The sequence below is a fragment of the Marinobacter similis genome, assembly GCF_000830985.1.
Classification (GTDB): Bacteria; Pseudomonadota; Gammaproteobacteria; order Pseudomonadales; family Oleiphilaceae; genus Marinobacter; species Marinobacter similis.
In genome coordinates, this window is the sequence record NZ_CP007151.1 from 3,163,155 (window position 1) to 3,180,436 (window position 17,282).

Genomic DNA, 17,282 nt, shown 5'->3' on the forward strand with positions numbered 1-17,282 from the left:
GGCATTAGAGGTACCCCCTGCAGGGTGAAGTGAGTAGAGGAGTCTTCTCTTACGGGGTAAGCCGTGAGGTTTTTGATTTTCGTCAATTATCGATAGGCACAGCTTATGGCTAATGCTGCCAAAGATCATCGACCTTCAGGAGAATCCGGTCATGAAAATCATGATTGCCTACGACGGTTCGCGCAACGCAAAGATGGCGTTGGTGCAAACGATCACCATGTTTCGCGATCTAGACCTCGAACTTGCTCTGGTCGCCGTCGCGGAAAACCCGCGAGACATTACGTCAGGAAATGAAGAGCTTTTCCAGGAGGAGGTCGAGCACCTGAAACAGCACCTGCTTGACGCCAGAGAGGTCTGCGAGAAGGAGGGGATTTCCCACCAGACCCTGCTACTGGAGGGGGATGCTCGGAAGATGCTGCTTTATGCCGCGGAAAACAAAGTCCATCCCAACATGTTGGTCATTGCCCGCCACAGTCACGAGCCTGACGGCGGTTTTATTGCTCGGTCGCTGACCCATTTCGTTGATGAGCTGGACTACATGACCTTCGGGAGCGTCAGTTCGTTTTTGGCCCGCCGCATCCAGTGCCCACTGTTGATCTTGCCTGCCCGTTGAGTGAGGGCATCCCAGTTTCCATATCTGATAGCCCAGGGAGGCTGACATGAAAGTCGCAGACGTTTTTCGCGTCAAGAATCCTGAGATCAGGGCGCTGCACCTGACCTGGATTGCATTCTTCATTACCTTTTACGTTTGGTTCAACATGGCGCCGTTGGCATCCAGCATGCTCAAAAGCGTCGACTGGCTAACCGCGGATGATCTTCGCCTGTTCGCGATCTGTAACGTTGCCCTGACCATACCGGCCAGGATTATTGTTGGCATGGCCCTCGATCGTTTCGGACCACGCAGGGTTTTTTCCGTGCTGATGATTCTGATGGCGATCCCGGCTCTGGCATTTGCCTTTGGTAATACCATGACTCAACTGTTAGTGAGCCGATTGGTGCTCAGCTCCATCGGCGCCAGCTTCGTGGTTGGAATCCATATGACTGCTATGTGGTTTAAGCCCAAAGACATCGGATTCGCCGAGGGTTTTTACGCGGGCTGGGGGAATTTCGGTTCTGCTGCAGCAGCAATCACCCTCCCAACAATCGCCCTGCAAATGTACGGAGGGGAGGATGGATGGCGCTGGGCCATTGCGCAAAGTGCTGTTGTGATGGCGGCCTATGGCGTCTTCTATTGGTTCGCTCTCACTGACGGCCCCGCTGGTACCGTCCATCGCAAGCCGCGAAAAGCTGTTGCCCTGGAGGTCAGTACCTGGGGTGACATGGTCAAGCTTATTCTCTGGACCATCCCGCTGGTTGGGGTTCTGGGTATTCTCGTTTGGCGCATCGAGAACATGGGCTACCTGAGCGCCACAGGCGCGACGATCTGCTACGCAGTTATCTTTGCCATTGTCAGCTACCAGATAGTCCAGATTCTGCGGGTGAATGTGCCCATCCTGAGCAAAGGTGTTCCTGAAGATGATAAATACCCATTTAACAGCGTAGCGGCATTAAACAGCACCTATTTTGCCAACTTCGGCGCAGAACTCGCCGTGGTTTCCATGTTGCCGATGTTCTTCGAACAAACCTGGAGCCTGAGCGCCACCGCAGCCGGCCTGATCGCCGCCTCGTTTGCCTTCGTCAACCTGGTTGCGCGGCCCATGGGTGGTTTGGTCTCCGATCGGATGGGTAACCGCCGCTTCGTGATGCTTAGCTATATGTTTGGTATTTCGGTCGGATTTGGTCTGATGGGTCTGATGAATTCTACCTGGCCTTTAATCGTTGCCGTCGGTATTACTGTTTTCACGTCGTTTTTTGTTCAGGGTGCCGAAGGCGCTACCTTCGGAATCATCCCCTCAATCAAGCGTCGTTTAACTGGCCAGATTTCTGGTATGGCGGGTGCTTACGGAAATGTCGGAGCTGTGGTCTATCTCACCATATATACCTTTGTGACGCCTACCCAGTTCTTTTACATCATCGCCTGTGGAGCTTTTGTGAGCTGGGTGTTATGCATCATGTGGCTTAAAGAGCCGGAATCCGGATTCGCGGATGAGTACCAGGTTTCCTCTGTGGATCTTGAAATCGAAAACGAGCAGCGTCAGGCATCTGCCGGTAATTGAACGTCCGTAGGAGCACTTCTTTGATCGGCCGCATCATTTGATGAGGCCGATTTTTTTGCACTTTCTATCAATAACTTTTGGTCCCGCCCCGCTCCTTTGCCTCTCCCCATGTGGTCTCTGCCAGACCCAATCCTTCCAAACGTATAGGGAGGGCTGTTGCTCGGGAGCGCGTTAAAAGTGATCGTACCCGAACTTCATATAAGTGATTCCGGAACTTAGGATCAGCCGCCAGGCCAGCTCCACGTCGTCGCTGAATAGGGGGTCGAACTCTCTTACTGTGTCGATCAAGCATTCGAGCCACAAGTCGTACAGGTGGGGCTGGATATTGAGCTGGCGCGCACTGTGCGTCTGGGCTGTCTTATGCAATACATCGTCAACAGTACCGCTGGCGTAAAAAGAGACCAGGCTGAAAAACGATTTCTTGAGCATTCGCCTCTGGACGGCCATATCCGTGTTGCGAAACAGAATCCGGACTTCGGGGGAGGACATCAGGAAATGGCGATAAAAGGCTTCGAAGAAACTCACACGGCTACCGCATGGCATCTGCACACGGTCGAAGCTTGCATCAAAGATGTCATCGAAAGACATGAGCTTCTCCCAATTGCCAGAGGGTTCTTCTGGTCAACTCTCAAAGAATAGCACCGACCTCAAAACTGAGGTCGGTGCTCGTTCTTTACCTTGGGATCATGGGTTTTTGATGTAGGCATTTTTGCGCAGGTAGAACCACCAGTTAACCACCAGGCATAGCGCATAAAACACTGCGAATCCGTACATGGCGACTTCTGGGGTACCAGCCTGAATCTCCTGTCCCATTACGCGTGGAGCGATGAATGCGCCATAGGCGGCAACCGCTGAAGTCCACCCCAGAACGGGCCCCTTCTGCTGCGGGTCAAAGATAAAACCAATGCTGCGGAAAGTGGAACCGTTACCGATACCGCTGGCCGCAAACATGACAATGAACAGAATCAGGAATGCCAAAAAGTAGGCATTTGGATCGGTGGAGTTATAGGCCAGCATCATCACATAGCCAGTTGCCACGGACGCGCCGACCATTACCACTGAGATGATCTGGGTAACAATGGAACCTCCCACCTTATCGGAAATCCACCCACCTACCGGGCGTATCAAAGCGCCAACAAACGGACCCATCCACGCCCAGGTCAGAGCACTCGGCGCGTCCGGGTTGACGACTCTAGTCATGGTGCCGTCAGCCGCAACCTCCATCATGTTTCCAAAAATGACAGAGATAGACAGAGGCAGTGCCGCTGAAAATCCAATAAATGATCCGAAAGTCAGGATGTACAGCACGGTCATCGACCAAGTGTGCTTGTTACTGAAAATGGCGAACTGAGCCTGGATATTGGGTTTGATGTCGCCCGGAATAAGGCGCAGCAATACCAGCGTCAGCACGATAGTCAGTGGCAGTGCCAGCCACATACTTAGTAAATCCAACGCCCAGATACCAGCGATCGAAGCGAAAATCCCAACGCCATAGAGCCCCAGGATTTTTCCGAAAGCCGACAGTGGCTGACCGGGATTCGGTGTGACCACTTTCAGATTGTTCATGCCGAACCAGCCTGCAAAGGCCAGAGGAATCAAAAAGACGAGCCAGATAAATCCAGCGTTCTGAATCCAGGTGTCGGTGCCCGCCTCAATACGGCCGATCAGTGTGCCACTGGGGCTCTGCAGTTGCAGTGGGTCCCCGGCAAGTGCTCCGAAAATGCCCACGGTCATCACCAAGGGGATCAACACCTGCATGGTTGTGACACCAAAATTGCCAAGACCTGCGTTCATCCCCAGGCCATACCCCTGTTTGCTTTTAGGGTAGAAGCTGCTGATATTGCTCATGGAGCAGGCGAAGTTACCGCCACCAATACCGGACAGCAGCGCCAGTGCCTGAAACACAATGAACGGGGTGTCTGGATTCATCAGCGCAAAACCGGTGCCGGCTGCCGGAATCATCAGTAGTGCCGTGGTCAGAAACACGGTGTTGCGGCCGCCTGCAATCTTGATCATGAACGACGCGGGGATCCGCAAGGTGGCGCCCGATAAGCCGGCAATGGCAGACAGGGTAAACAGTTGTTCAATACTGAAGGCGAAGCCCAGGTTTTTCATCTGGGTGGTGATCATCCCCCACATCAGCCACACCGCAAAACCCATCAATAAGCTGGGAATGGATATCCACAGGTTGCGGGAGGCGATTCGCTTTCCTTTTTGCTCCCAAAACTCGGCACTTTCGACATCCCAGTGTTCGATGTCTGCATTGGTTTTGTCCCGGGACTCGACTCCCCAGTTATCGATATGAGCATTGGTCTTGGTCATGTTTGTGACTCCCTGGTTTACACGCCACTGGCCGCTCGGAGAGCGACAGCCGGGCTTCTTGTTATCATTGTGCAAATCAGATGAGCCTGCATTATTGATATATCTCAAGGTCTTGCCCGGGGCATTAAGCTCATTAAATGAACATTTTTCCAGCCCCAAAAACGCTAATAAAATTCATAAATTTCAGATGCTTGCGTTGGATGTATCTCGGTGTAGGTAGATAGTTTTAAGGCCAGAGCAGAGGAGGTAGCCATTCGTTTCCAGCCTCGACTTGCTTTAGATCAAGACCAATAGTTGACCTGTGACTTCGACGACGCTATCTGTTTAATGAGGGGATTATTCGGGAGGATGCGTCATGACGGTATCTCATTTTTTGCGTTTACCATTGCCTGGAAACGATGGCTGGCAGGCACTGAAACGAAAGAATTTCTCCATACCGTTCCTGGCGTGGGTGGTGGTTTTGCCAATGTCGCTTCTACCACCCGTGCTTTTGTATTTTGCGGGAGTCCATTATGGCGATGACTTCATGCCCGGTTTCGCTGATAAAGAATGGCGATTCATCACCACTATTCTGTTTCTGGCAGAATTGCTGACGTTCTTCATCATGGGATGGCTGATCCACTCGGTCATGAACAGTGACAAAATGGAGATCAGTTATCACGACGCCTACCTGCTTGCCGCCATTGCCCCGATCCCCCTGTGGCTTTCTTCTCTCGCGCTATTGGTGCCGGTGCTTGCAATAAGCGTGGTAAGTGTTCTGGTGGGCCTGTGCTTTTCGAGTCTACTGATTTACCAGGGAATAAAGTCTCTGTGCCAGCGATCAGATGACGATGTCGTTGCAATGTCTGCTACCTATACGGTGATGGCAGCATCCCTGTTGGCATGGGGTATATTGATGGCGACTGTTTGGGCCTTCTGACTTTTGCCCAGGGCTTCCTTATTGGGGTCTCTCACAGCTCCAGCACAAATACTGCTGATTTGGTCTGGCATCGTCTGAACCAACCGACATTCCCCATAGGGGGTAAGCGAAACTACGCCAAGAGCGCAAGGGCGAGCTCCGGGATCGCTTGATACTATACCGTCAGTCGCTTATTCAAATTTATCCCCTGAGTCAGAGAGTCTTTTATGGTAGGTCGTTCAGGTCATTCAGTGTCGGAGCTGTCCCTGCCCAGTTTTCTGTGGGATGAGTCATTGATTCAGCGTTACGATCTGAGCGGCCCGCGTTATACCTCCTACCCGACTGCAGTGGAGTTCGATCAGAACTACCAAGAGCGCGACATGGAAGCGGCAGCCGCTCGCAGTAGAGCCAGTGACCGCCCGTTGTCGCTCTATACCCACCTGCCATTCTGTGCCCATCTCTGCTACTACTGCGCCTGCAACAAGGTCATTACCAAAAAGCGCGACAAGGCAATGCCCTACGTAGAACGACTGCTTAAAGAGGCGGCTATCCAGGCCTCACTGTTCGGACCAGACCGACCGGTAAACCAGCTGCATTGGGGAGGCGGTACGCCTACCTTCCTGCCGAATGACGTGATGGAAACGCTAATGCAGGGCTATGGCGAATTGTTTAACCTGCAAAACCATAGCGATCGGGACTACAGCATTGAAATTGACCCTCGGGAGGTCGATCAGAACACCTTGCCCACTCTGTGGAAGCTGGGCTTTAACCGCATCAGTCTGGGTGTTCAGGACGTAAATCCGAACGTGCAAAAGGCAGTCAACCGAATTCAGCCACGGGAGCTGACCGAATCCATTTTGCAGGAAGCAAGACGAATAGGTTTCCGCTCGATCAATCTGGACTTGATCTATGGCTTGCCCCATCAGACTCCCGAGAGCTTTGCAGAGACATTGGAAGCAGTTATCGATTTGTCACCTGACCGGCTCTCGGTGTTCAGTTACGCGCACCTGCCCGACCGCTTTTACCCGCAAACGCGGATCAAAACCGAGACTTTGCCAAGCCCTCAACAGAAACTCATCATCCTTCACAACACCATTAACCGGTTGTTGGATGCTGGCTACCAATACATCGGCATGGATCATTTCGCGAAACCTGATGATAGCCTCGCCGTGGCGCAGCGTGAGAGCCGTCTGCGTCGGAATTTCCAGGGCTACACCACCCATTCGGAGTGCGACCTGGTGTCATTGGGAGTATCCGCCATCGGGCAGACAGAGGATGCCTATTTTCAGAACAACCACAACCTACCTGCGTGGGAATCCGCGATCGACTCTGGCAAGCTGGCCATCACCAAAGGCGTTAACCTCAGTCGTGATGACCGGATTCGCCGTTGGGTGATCGGGCAGTTAATTTGTCAGTTCCGGCTTGAGCGTCAGCAGTTCTCGGACGCCTGGGATGAAGAATTTAACAACTACTTCGCCGACGAGCTGCGCCAGCTCGAGCCGATGATCAAGGATAGACTCATTGCTGATAACGGCAACGCTCTCCAGGTACAGCCAGCCGGCCGATTGCTGATTCGGGCCATCTGCCAGGTTTTCGATGCCTATCGGAAGGAAGGAGCAAGCCAGAGATTCTCACGAATCATATAGGGTGTAGAGGTGCAAACACCTTTCAGCTCTTGTGCAAACCCTCTTCAACCGCCCAGACAGCAGCTTCAACCCGTGAACGTAAATTGAGCTTTTTCAGCAAATGCTTGACGTGAACTTTGACCGTACCGTCGCTAATGTCCAGCTTGCGGCCGATCATCTTGTTCGAGAGACCCTCGGCAATGAGACGCAGAATGTCCTTTTCTCGGGGTGTCAGGCTGTCATAATCCGGGCGCGACGCCTGCTGCGACTTGTTGGAGCGAAGCGCCTGCGCTAGCAGAGTGGTTAACCGTTCACTGATCACCATTTTGCCAACCGCGGCCTGACGTAATTGACGAATCATATCCTCGGGCTCCATGTCCTTGAGAAGGTAGCCGTCAGCACCCGCCCGCAAGGCGGCAACAACGTCGTCTTCGTAATCTGACACGGTGAACATGATGATGCGCGAGCTGATGTTATGTTCTCGCAGCGATTCGAGGGCTTCGATGCCGTTCATCTCCGGCATATTGAGATCCATCAGAATCAGATCAGGCTCAATGTCCTTAGCCAGGAGAATGCCATCGGCCGCGTTGCTGGCTTCACCCGCTACCTCCATATCATCTTCCATTTCAATTAACTGCTTGATGCCCTGACGCAGCAGTGGGTGATCATCAATCAGTAGAATGCTTGCGGGTGTTTCAGACATTATTATTCCGCCTTCCTTGTTTTGCGTTTCGGCACGTTCAATGGCGGCCCGTTAGTAGTGGCCAGCTCAGACGTCTGCGGTTTCCGTGGAGATAAGATTGCGACTTTTGGGCACGAAAGACAATGACACCTCGACACCACCCTCATCTCGATTGCTTACCCTTACCTGTCCACCGAGCGTTCTCGCGCGGTCTTGCATGATAATAAGGCCGTAATGGCTAACGGGCTGGCCTTCCTCTGGAAGGCCTTTGCCATTATCCCGGACGAGAACTCTGACTCTCGGTGATTCAAAGACAACATCAACAGCAACCTCACTGGCATCCGCATGTTTGATCGCGTTGGCCAATCCCTCGCGGACAATCTGCAAGGTATGGATTTCCTCATTTGGCGATAACATATTGGGAGGCAGGTTGTATGTCAGCGACACCGGCTTATCCAAGCGTTCTGAAAACTCTCGGGCAGTGTGCCCAAGCGCCGTAAAGAGATCCGGCGTGTCCAGTTTAAGACGAAAGGTTGTTAGTAGTTCACGGAGTTGTCTGTAGGCGCTATTCAGCCCCGTGCTGAGTTCGTCCAGAATCGCGTCATGAGTCGCCTGTTTCTCCCCATCAATGTTGAGCCTTCGCAGACGGGCCACCTGCATTTTCAGATAGGAAAGCGACTGAGCCAAGGAATCGTGCAGTTCACGTGCGATGACCGTCCGCTCCTCAGCCAGGGTTAATTGCTGTTCTTCGTTATTCTGTTGTTCCAGATAGATCGCAGTGGCCAGCTGATCGCTCAGTGTCTCTAACAAGCGACGCGAGGTTTCAGATAGTGATTTTTCAGCGGGATACCAGACTTCCAGCGTCCCTAGCAGTTGTCCCGGAGTACCTATCGGTAGCAACAAACGCCGGCCATCGTTGTCTTCGGCCGGGAGCTCGTCGTATTGCTCTGACTTCACCAGGCAGGCATTACAATGATGATCCTTGCAGTAAAACGGACGTTCCCGAGTCGCCGTGGTCACTGCTCTCACGGGCTCGGGAGAGGTCTTGTCATGCAGGAAAATCTGAATGGGGCCAATGCCAAGCAGTTGCTCCAGTTGCTGAAGCATAGGCACTGCGCCATCGCATAGGTCATGGTTGGTAAACAGACTTCTGCTAGAGATATGAAGGAGCTGCAACGCCGCGTGGCTTTTTTCCAGCTCTTCTGTCTTGGTTAAAACCCGCTTTTCCAGGTCATGGTAGGAGTGCGCCAGCTCACGGGCCATGCTGTCAAACGCATCGCCGAGCTGAGCGAGTTCATCGCTTCCCTTGAGGTTAGCCCGCCGCGAAAAGTCCCGCTGCTGGATAGCTCCGGCGATCTCAACCAGTTTTCGAAGTGGGCGAAGCACCCGGCTCTTGAGGTCGAAAAACAAAGCAAAGACGATCACTATCGTAAAGGCAAGGCTGACTAACTGAATCAGGTGCAAGAGATCAATCCGCGCTTCAGTTCTTTCCTCCAACATGGCGACAAAACGATCTACTTCCCGGACATAGTCTTCGATAGTGAGGATTAGATCAGTGTTTAGCGGCTCCCCCGGTTCACGCGTTTCCAGGTAAGGCCTGACGCTTTCATTCCATACGCCGAGGAGGACCTGATGCTGAACCGATAATGGGTGGTCCTGAGTGTCAGGAATCGCCTGAGTGATGCCCAAGCTCGTCAGACTCTCAGTGTAAGACGCAATCAGTTCATCAAGCGCGATAGCATCAATCTCGCTGTCTGAAGCACTCGCGGCTCGTGACAATAGCTGGAAGGCGCCCATTCGAAGCGCGCCAGACTGGTTAATCGCCGTGGCATTTCCCTCAATGCTTTTCGACACGAAAAGCGTGGCAGTCATACTCACCAAAGCGGTTAGCACGATAGCGCCAACTACGACTGTCAGCCGATTTACGAGCGAGGTTCTGGATTTCATCTCTAGGAATCTTGTCGGTTGTGGACTTTCGCCCATCGCTTTTGGCGTCAAGCTATCCCCAGTAGGTTAAACGCTTACCACCAAAGGTAGTCTCCCATCATAGTCTTTGACCGTTTGCACGGCAAAAGATGACACTGAAGTACCGGATTTTCAGGAAGAGCTGCCATGGTGAGCGACTCAGTAGAAGGAGAAGATCAGCCTACTGGTCTGGCCATAGTTCTCCCGTTGGCACTGGCTGGTTTTGTCATTGCTTCAGGCTGTTGGACTTTGTTTGCCGTTGCCGGCGCGCACGTGCGCATGGAGTTGTCGCTGGGGAGCCTTGAATTTGGTCTCTTGCTGGCGATGCCTATGGCCGTGAGTGCGGTGCTGGCGATCCCCGCCGGCCTGACGGCGCAACGCATCGGTGCTCGAACGGTCATGCTTGCTTGTTTGGCTGGTTTAGCGATTTGCATGTGCGTCCTGTTGGTGGCTACGAGTTATTCAGCATACCTATTTGCAGCTGGAGGGCTCGGCCTCGCTGGTGGGTTTTACTGCGCCGGACTTCAGTTTGTGACCAGCCATTGCCAGCCCCGAAGGCTCGGGCTGGTACTGGGTGTTTTTGGTAGCGCTGTTACCGGAACCGGGCTCAACTACTACTTGGTCCCCCTTATTCATGAAGCATACGTCTGGAAAGGCGTGGCTCTGGCATACCTGGTTGTACTGGTTCTAGTACTCTTGCTGATGCTTTTACTGACATCCGCGGAGGATGCCGAACCCGAGTCAACAAAGCCGACCCGCACGGCTCTGCTTTTTCGCCGCGCGTGGTCAAACCAGAGCTGGCGCCTTTGCGCGTTTTTTGGTGTGGTTGCCGGTAGTTTCTTTTCCCTTGCACTCTGGTTGCCAGATTATCTGACCTCTCAGTTTCACCTAACGGCTCAGGCCGGCGCTCAGCTGGCTCAATGGTTTGTCATCCCCGGAGCCCTGGCTCAGATCGTCGGCGGCGCTCTTTCCGATCGTTCTGGAAGTACTCGGGTAACAAGCCGAGCGTTGGTCATTGGTTTGGTTCCACTTTTTGTACTGTCATATCCGCCCATGACACTTTTTATTCAAGGCATAGATACCATGCTCCAAGTGGAATTCGCCGTGCCCTTGCTCCTGGCTGTTTGTTTGGTAGTGACTCTGGCGTCGCCCTTGGATGCGCCATGGGAAGTCTGCAACGTCTGGTTATTTTGGAAGACCCTCAACTGGCAGCGTTTTTTGCTGGCTTATTGCTGGTCAGTGCCTGCACGGTTGCCTTTCTGCTTCCAGTACTTTTCAGTGCCGTGACTGACGGACTAGGAATTCCCAGTGCCGCGTTCATGATCCTTTTTGGGCTACTTACAGCATGTCTCTGGCTTTTCATGAAGGCCCGGCGTGAACATGAGCGTAGATCCCTTCTCCAACGGGGTGTTAGCACCACCTACCACCAGTGAGGTAGAGCCGGGTTATGAGGTAGTAACCACGCAGATTTCGCGGTTTTTCTCACACACAATGGTCTCAAATCGGAGCCGAATCGGAACTGCGATCCGGCAGACGGGCAGATGGAGAGCGAGACCATGAGTCATTTGATCGACAAGCTGAGTTATTTCAGGAAAAAGCGTGAGCCGTTTGCCAACGGCCATGGCGAAACCCACGAAGTCAGTCGCGAGTGGGAAGACAGCTACCGCCAGCGCTGGCAGCACGACAAGATCGTGCGTTCCACCCACGGCGTAAACTGCACCGGCTCCTGCAGCTGGAAAATTTACGTCAAGAACGGCCTGGTTACCTGGGAAACCCAGCAAACCGATTACCCCCGTACCCGCCCGGATCTGCCCAACCATGAGCCCGTGGTTGCCCCCGCGGCGCCAGCTACTCCTGGTACATGTACAGCGCCAACCGCCTGAAGTACCCGCTGATGCGCAAACATCTGATGAGGCTGTGGCGCGCGGCAAGAGTTGAGCACAAGGATCCGGTGGATGCCTGGGCCTCCATTGTTGAAGACCCCAGCAAAACGGCGGAATACAAGCCTCGCCGGGGTATGGGCGGGTTCGTGCGTTCCAGCTGGGACGAAGTCAACGAGCTGATTGGCGCCTCCAACGTCTACACCGCCAAAAAGCATGGCCCGGACCGCATCATCGGCTTCTCGCCCATTCCTGCCATGTCCATGGTCTCCTACGCAGCCGGCAGCCGTTACCTGTCCATGATCGGCGGCGTGTGCATGAGCTTCTATGACTGGTACTGTGACCTGCCGCCTGCCTCCCCGCAAACCTGGGGTGAGCAGACCGACGTGCCGGAATCCGCCGACTGGTACAACTCCGGGTACATCATTGCCTGGGGTTCCAACGTACCCCAGACCCGTACCCCGGATGCCCACTTCTTCACGGAAGTTCGCTACAAGGGTACCAAGACCGTCGCCATTACTCCGGATTACGCCGAAGTCTCCAAGCTGTCCGACGAGTGGATGAACCCCAAGCAGGGTACCGATGCTGCTCTGGGTATGGCCATGGGTCACGTGATCCTGAAAGAGTTCCACGTCGACAACCCCAGTGAGTACTTCACTGATTACGTCCGTCGGTACACCGACATGCCCTATCTGTCATGCTGGACGAAAAGGACGATGGCAGCTTCGTGCCGGGCCGCTTCCTGCGCGCCAGCGATCTGGTGGATGGCCTGGGTGAAGAAAACAATCCCGAGTGGAAAACCATCGCCATTGATGAAGCCTCCGGTGAACTGACGGCTCCCAATGGTTCCATTGGTTACCGCTGGGGTCAGAAGGGCAAGTGGAATCTGAAGCAGACTGCCAAGGGCTCCGACGTTAATCTGCAGCTGTCCATGGTCGAGAAGCACGATGATGTTGTAGACGTTGCCTTCCCGTATTTCGGTGGCATCGAGCACGACCACTTCAAGCACGTGGAAATCAAGGACGTCCTCAAGCACAAGCTGGGTACCCGCAAGGTGCAGCTGGCCGATGGTTCCGAAGGGCGCGTGGTTACCGTCTATGACCTGATGGTGGCCAACTACGGCATCAGCCGCGGCCTGGGCGAGGATGACGGCGCCACCTCCTATGACGAAGTGAAGCCTTACACCCCGGCCTGGCAGGAAAAGATCACCGGCGTCCCCGCCGAGAAAGTGATCCGCATTGCCCGTGAGTTTGCCGATAACGCCGACAAGACCAAGGGTCGTTCCATGGTCATCGTGGGTGCCGGTATGAACCACTGGTACCACATGGATATGAACTACCGCGGCCTGATCAACATGCTGATCATGTGTGGTTGTATTGGCCAGAGCGGTGGCGGCTGGGCGCACTATGTTGGCCAGGAAAAGCTGCGGCCGCAGACTGGCTGGCAGCCGCTGGCCTTTGGCCTGGATTGGCAGCGTCCACCCCGGCACATGAACTCCACCTCCTTTTTTTACGCCCACTCCGGTCAGTGGCGCTACGAGAAGCTGGGTGTCGATGAAATACTGTCGCCGCTGGCGGACAAGTCCAAATTCGGTGGCAGCCTGATCGATTACAACGTCCGTGCCGAGCGCATGGGCTGGCTTCCGTCCGCGCCGCAGCTTAACCGCAACCCTCTGGGTATTGCTGCCGAGGCCGAACAGGCAGGCATGGAAGTGGCTGACTACGTCGCCCAGTCCATGAAAGACGGTTCCCTGGCCTTTGCCAGTGAAGATCCGGAAGCGCCTCAAAACCACCCGCGCAATATGTTCATCTGGCGTTCGAATCTGCTGGGTTCCTCCGGCAAGGGCCACGAGTACATGCTGAAGTACCTGCTGGGCACCAAGAGCGGTCTGCAGGGCAAGGATCTGGGCCACGAAGGTGGCGCCAAGCCCAAAGAGGTCAAATGGCATGACGAGGCGCCGGAAGGCAAGCTCGACCTGCTGGTGACCCTGGATTTCCGCATGTCCACCACCTGTCTGTACTCGGACATTGTTCTGCCCACGGCCACCTGGTACGAGAAGAACGATCTGAACACGTCCGACATGCATCCGTTCATCCACGCTGACCGCCGCCACCGATCCGGCCTGGGAAGCGCGCAGTGACTGGGAAATATACAAGGGCATCGCCAAGTCGTTCAGCAAGGCCGCCGAAGGTCATCTGGGGGTCGAAAAAGACGTGGTTACCCTGCCGCTGCTGCACGACGCGCCAGCTGAGCTGGGCCAGCCGTTCGACGTGAAGGACTGGAAGCACGGCGAGTGTGACCTGATCCCGGGCAAAACCGCGCCCAACTTCATCACCGTAGAGCGGGATTACCCGAACACCTACGCACGGTTTACCTCTCTCGGCCCCTTGATGGACAAGCTGGGTAACGGTGGCAAGGGCATCAGCTGGAATACCGAAAAGGAAGTGAACTTCCTCAAGGAGCTGAACTACACCCACATCGACGGCGCCAACGCCGGTCGGCCAAAAATCGAAAGCGCCATCGATGCCGCAGAAGTGATTCTGACCCTGGCACCGGAAACCAACGGCCAGGTGGCGGTAAAGGCCTGGGCAGCGTTGTCAGAAATGACCGGCCTGGACCACACCCACCTGGCGAAAAACAAGGAAGAGGAGAAAATCCGCTTCCGGGATGTGGTGGCGCAACCTCGCAAGATCATTTCCAGCCCCACCTGGTCTGGCCTGGAAGATGAGCACGTGTCTTACAACGCCGGCTACACCAACGTCCACGAGCTGATCCCCTGGCGCACCCTGACCGGACGCCAACAGTTCTACCAGGACCATGAGTGGATGCGGGCCTTTGGTGAGAGCTTGCTGGTGTACCGTCCGCCGATCAACACCAAGGCCGCTGCGCCGATGTTGGGCGCCAAGCCCAACGGCAATCCGGAGAAGGCGCTGAACTGGATCACCCCGCACCAGAAGTGGGGCATCCACAGTACCTACAGCGACAACCTCTTGATGCTGACGCTGTCCCGCGGTGGCCCGATTGTCTGGCTGAGTGAAGACGACGCCCGCGAGATTGGTGTTGAAGACAACGACTGGATCGAGCTGTTCAACGCCAACGGTGCCATCGCCGCCCGCGCGGTAGTCAGCCAGCGTGTCATGCCCGGCATGGTGATGATGTACCACGCCCAGGAGCGGATCGTGAACATTCCCGGCTCCGAAGTGACCGGAACGCGAGGTGGTATTCACAACTCGGTGACCCGGGTGTGTCCGAAGCCAACCCACATGATCGGTGGTTACGCCCAGTATTCCTACGGCTTCAACTACTACGGCACCGTAGGATCCAACCGCGACGAATTCGTGGTGGTGCGCAAGATGCACAACGTCGACTGGCTCGACGGTGAAGGCAACGACGATGTCCAGGAGGCAGTGAAATGAAAATCCGTTCCCAAGTCGGCATGGTGCTGAACCTCGACAAGTGCATTGGTTGCCACACCTGTTCAGTGACTTGCAAAAACGTGTGGACCAGCCGGGAAGGCATGGAATACGCCTGGTTCAACAACGTCGAGACCAAGCCCGGTATCGGCTATCCCAAAGAGTGGGAGAACCAGGACAAGTGGAAGGGCGGCTGGATGCGTGACAGCTCCGGCAAGATCCGCCCGAAAATCGGGGGCCGTTTCCGGGTCCTGGCGAACATTTTCGCCAACCCGGACCTGCCGGAAATTGACGACTACTACGAGCCGTTCGACTTCGATTACCAGCACCTGCATACCGCCGGTGACAGTAAGCATCAACCAGTTGCACGGCCGCGCTCGCTGATTTCCGGCGAGCGCATGAAGAAGATCGAGTGGGGCCCGAACTGGGAAGAGATCCTCGGTACCGAGTTCGCCAAGCGCCGTAAGGACAAGAACTTTGACCAGGTGCAGGCGGATATATACGGACAGTTCGAAAACACCTTCATGATGTACCTGCCGCGCTTGTGCGAGCACTGCCTGAATCCTGCATGTGTTGCCAGCTGCCCGAGCGGTGCCATTTATAAGCGTGAGGAAGACGGCATCGTCCTGATCGATCAGGACAAGTGTCGTGGCTGGCGGATGTGTGTCTCGGGCTGCCCGTACAAGAAGATCTACTTCAACTGGAAAACCGGCAAGTCCGAAAAGTGCATTTTCTGCTACCCGCGTATTGAAGCTGGCATGCCGACCGTGTGCTCCGAGACTTGCGTTGGTCGGATTCGCTACTTGGGTGTGCTGCTCTACGACGCCGACCGTATCGAGGAAGTGGCCAGCGCTCCGGGCGAGCATGAGCTCTACGAAAAGCAGCTGGAAATTTTCCTGGACCCATTCGATCCGAAAGTGATCGAGCAGGCGAAAAAAGACGGCATTCCGATGAATGTCATCGAAGCAGCCCAGCAGAGCCCGGTTTACAAGATGGCGGTGGATTGGAAACTGGCCCTGCCGCTGCACCCTGAATACCGCACCCTGCCTATGGTCTGGTACGTGCCACCCTTGAGCCCGATTCAGTCTGCAGCGGAAGCCGGAAAGGTCGAATTTGACGGCGTTCTGCCCAAGATCGAAAGCTTGCGAATCCCGGTGAAGTACCTGGCCAACCTGCTCACCGCCGGTGACGAGAAGCCGGTGGTTCTGGCCCTGAAGCGGATCATGGCCATGCGTCTGTACAAGCGTGCCGAAACCGTTGATGGCAAGGAAGACCTGCGAGCGTTGGAGGAAGCCGGGCTGACTAAGGCCCAGGCGGACGAGATGTACCGCTACCTGGCCATCGCCAACTACGAAGATCGCTTTGTGATCCCGACGAGCCATCGCGAACTGGCCAAAGAGGCTTTCCCGGATGCCACTGCCTATACCGAGCGTAATGGTTGCGGCTTTAGCTTTGGCGACGGCTGCAACGGCGACAGCGAATTCAACATGTTCGGTGGTCGCAAGCAGACCACAAGCATGGTGCAAAAGCTGGCGACCGTGAAGCAGGTTGACCCGAAACAGCTGCAGGAATAAGGAGGCCAAAATGCAACTTTTAAAAGTACTGGCACGAGTTCTGGAGTACCCCACAGAAGAACTCCAGGCCTCCCAGGACGCTCTGGTGGCTGCTGTTCTTGAGGACAGCAGACTACCGAGGCAGAACAAGGAGCAGCTGCTTCGTTGTGTGGAAAAGCTGTGTGACGGAGATCTGTTGGATCTTCAGGAAGCCTATGTAGCACCTTCGATAAGGGCCGGGCGACGTCCCTGCTGCTGTTCGAACACGTGCACGGCGAATCCCGCGACCGTGGCCAGGCCATGGTGGACCTGATGGAGCAGTACCGCACCAATGGGCTGGAGATAGATGCGAGGGAGCTGCCGGACTACCTGCCACTGTTCCTGGAGTATCTGTCCACACGCCCCTGGGACGAGATCCGCAACTGGCTGGAGGATATTCACCACATCCTCGGATTGCTCGGGGAGCGCCTATACCAGCGGGAAAGCTTTTATCACGTGGTGATGGATTCCCTGCTGATGCTGTCTGGCCGAACGGCCGATCGCCAGGAGCTGGCCCAGATCGTGGCTTCGGAAGAGCGCGACGACACCCCGGAGGCTTTGGACAAAGTCTGGGAAGAGGAAATGGTGAAATTTGTCGATGATCAGGGCAGCTCCTGCAGTACCGGTAGCGTTGTAGGTCAGCGCCGTCGTGAACTGGAACAGACCCAGACCATTCACCTGAGCGATCAGCTGATCACGGATGCAACGCCCCGTCAGGCAGGGCGCGCCTGAGGGCGCAGGAGGAAACG

At 55.1% G+C, this 17,282-nt stretch carries 10 protein-coding genes and 2 pseudogenes; 8 read left to right on the top strand and 4 right to left on the bottom strand.

All coding sequences use genetic code 11. From position 1 onward, the window contains the following. Positions 1–151: 151 nt before the first annotated feature. On the top strand, positions 152–613 hold the full coding sequence (locus AU14_RS14650) for a universal stress protein (protein ID WP_041344027.1): 462 nt from the start codon (positions 152–154) through the stop codon (positions 611–613). A 46-nt stretch (positions 614–659) separates the two neighbouring features. Beyond that, on the top strand, positions 660–2,156 hold the full coding sequence (locus AU14_RS14655; RefSeq protein ID WP_041341961.1) for an MFS transporter: 1,497 nt from the start codon (positions 660–662) through the stop codon (positions 2,154–2,156). A 171-nt stretch (positions 2,157–2,327) separates the two neighbouring features. Here the strand turns inward: AU14_RS14655 and AU14_RS14660 are convergent, their stop codons facing one another. Next, positions 2,328–2,744 carry a globin gene (locus tag AU14_RS14660; protein WP_041341964.1) on the bottom strand — a complete coding sequence of 139 codons (417 nt, stop codon included), beginning with the start codon at positions 2,742–2,744 and terminating at the stop codon, positions 2,328–2,330. Between the two features lie 96 nt (positions 2,745–2,840). After that, a complete protein-coding gene (locus tag AU14_RS14665; protein WP_052472069.1) occupies positions 2,841–4,478 on the bottom strand; it encodes an MFS transporter in 1,638 nt (545 codons plus the stop codon). A gap of 355 nt (positions 4,479–4,833) precedes the next feature. On the opposite strand from AU14_RS14665, the gene AU14_RS14670 reads away from it, so the two are divergent. Next, complete coding sequence (locus tag AU14_RS14670; protein ID WP_041341967.1) at positions 4,834–5,397, top strand: Yip1 family protein; 564 nt, start codon at positions 4,834–4,836, stop codon at positions 5,395–5,397. Positions 5,398–5,603: 206 nt separating this feature from the next. Then, positions 5,604–7,022, top strand: coding sequence for an oxygen-independent coproporphyrinogen III oxidase (gene hemN / locus AU14_RS14675; RefSeq protein ID WP_041341970.1), 1,419 nt, complete (start codon positions 5,604–5,606; stop codon positions 7,020–7,022). 22 nt (positions 7,023–7,044) lie between these two features. Here hemN and narL read toward each other — a convergent pair whose 3' ends face one another. Then, the gene (gene narL / locus AU14_RS14680) at positions 7,045–7,704 is read right to left on the bottom strand and encodes a two-component system response regulator NarL (RefSeq protein ID WP_041341972.1); all 660 of its coding nucleotides are present in this window, start codon (positions 7,702–7,704) and stop codon (positions 7,045–7,047) included. A 66-nt stretch (positions 7,705–7,770) separates the two neighbouring features. Beyond that, entirely contained in the window at positions 7,771–9,630 is a 1,860-nt protein-coding gene (locus tag AU14_RS14685) for a histidine kinase (protein ID WP_041341975.1), read from the bottom strand. 165 nt (positions 9,631–9,795) lie between these two features. Here AU14_RS14685 and AU14_RS14690 point away from each other — a divergent pair, with 165 nt between their 5' ends. From AU14_RS14690 to narJ, 4 genes and pseudogenes are all read left to right on the top strand, one after another. Then, positions 9,796–10,935 carry an MFS transporter gene (locus AU14_RS14690; RefSeq protein WP_236744114.1) on the top strand — a complete coding sequence of 380 codons (1,140 nt, stop codon included), beginning with the start codon at positions 9,796–9,798 and terminating at the stop codon, positions 10,933–10,935. Positions 10,936–11,204: 269 nt separating this feature from the next. Continuing rightward, positions 11,205–14,944 (top strand): annotated as a pseudogene (locus AU14_RS14695) (nitrate reductase subunit alpha). Then, positions 14,941–16,515 carry a nitrate reductase subunit beta gene (gene narH / locus AU14_RS14700; protein WP_041341978.1) on the top strand — a complete coding sequence of 525 codons (1,575 nt, stop codon included), beginning with the start codon at positions 14,941–14,943 and terminating at the stop codon, positions 16,513–16,515. Before AU14_RS14695 ends, narH begins: the two are co-directional and overlap by 4 nt. Positions 16,516–16,525: 10 nt before the next feature. Beyond that, positions 16,526–17,265, top strand: a pseudogene (narJ, locus tag AU14_RS14705) (nitrate reductase molybdenum cofactor assembly chaperone). The last annotated feature ends 17 nt before the right edge of the window (positions 17,266–17,282 follow it).

Bases quoted from the DNA above. Each gene is read 5' to 3' on its own strand.
- AU14_RS14690 (WP_236744114.1), top strand. From the start codon at position 9,796: ATGGTGAGCGACTCAGTAGAAGGAGAAGATCAGCCTACTGGTCTGGCC.
- AU14_RS14655 (WP_041341961.1), top strand. From the start codon at position 660: ATGAAAGTCGCAGACGTTTTTCGCGTCAAGAATCCTGAGATCAGGGCG.
- narL (WP_041341972.1), bottom strand. From the start codon at position 7,704: ATGTCTGAAACACCCGCAAGCATTCTACTGATTGATGATCACCCACTG.
- AU14_RS14650 (WP_041344027.1), top strand. From the start codon at position 152: ATGAAAATCATGATTGCCTACGACGGTTCGCGCAACGCAAAGATGGCG.
- AU14_RS14685 (WP_041341975.1), bottom strand. From the start codon at position 9,630: ATGAAATCCAGAACCTCGCTCGTAAATCGGCTGACAGTCGTAGTTGGC.
- AU14_RS14665 (WP_052472069.1), bottom strand. From the start codon at position 4,478: ATGACCAAGACCAATGCTCATATCGATAACTGGGGAGTCGAGTCCCGG.
- narH (WP_041341978.1), top strand. From the start codon at position 14,941: ATGAAAATCCGTTCCCAAGTCGGCATGGTGCTGAACCTCGACAAGTGC.
- AU14_RS14660 (WP_041341964.1), bottom strand. From the start codon at position 2,744: ATGTCTTTCGATGACATCTTTGATGCAAGCTTCGACCGTGTGCAGATG.
- AU14_RS14670 (WP_041341967.1), top strand. From the start codon at position 4,834: ATGACGGTATCTCATTTTTTGCGTTTACCATTGCCTGGAAACGATGGC.
- hemN (WP_041341970.1), top strand. From the start codon at position 5,604: ATGGTAGGTCGTTCAGGTCATTCAGTGTCGGAGCTGTCCCTGCCCAGT.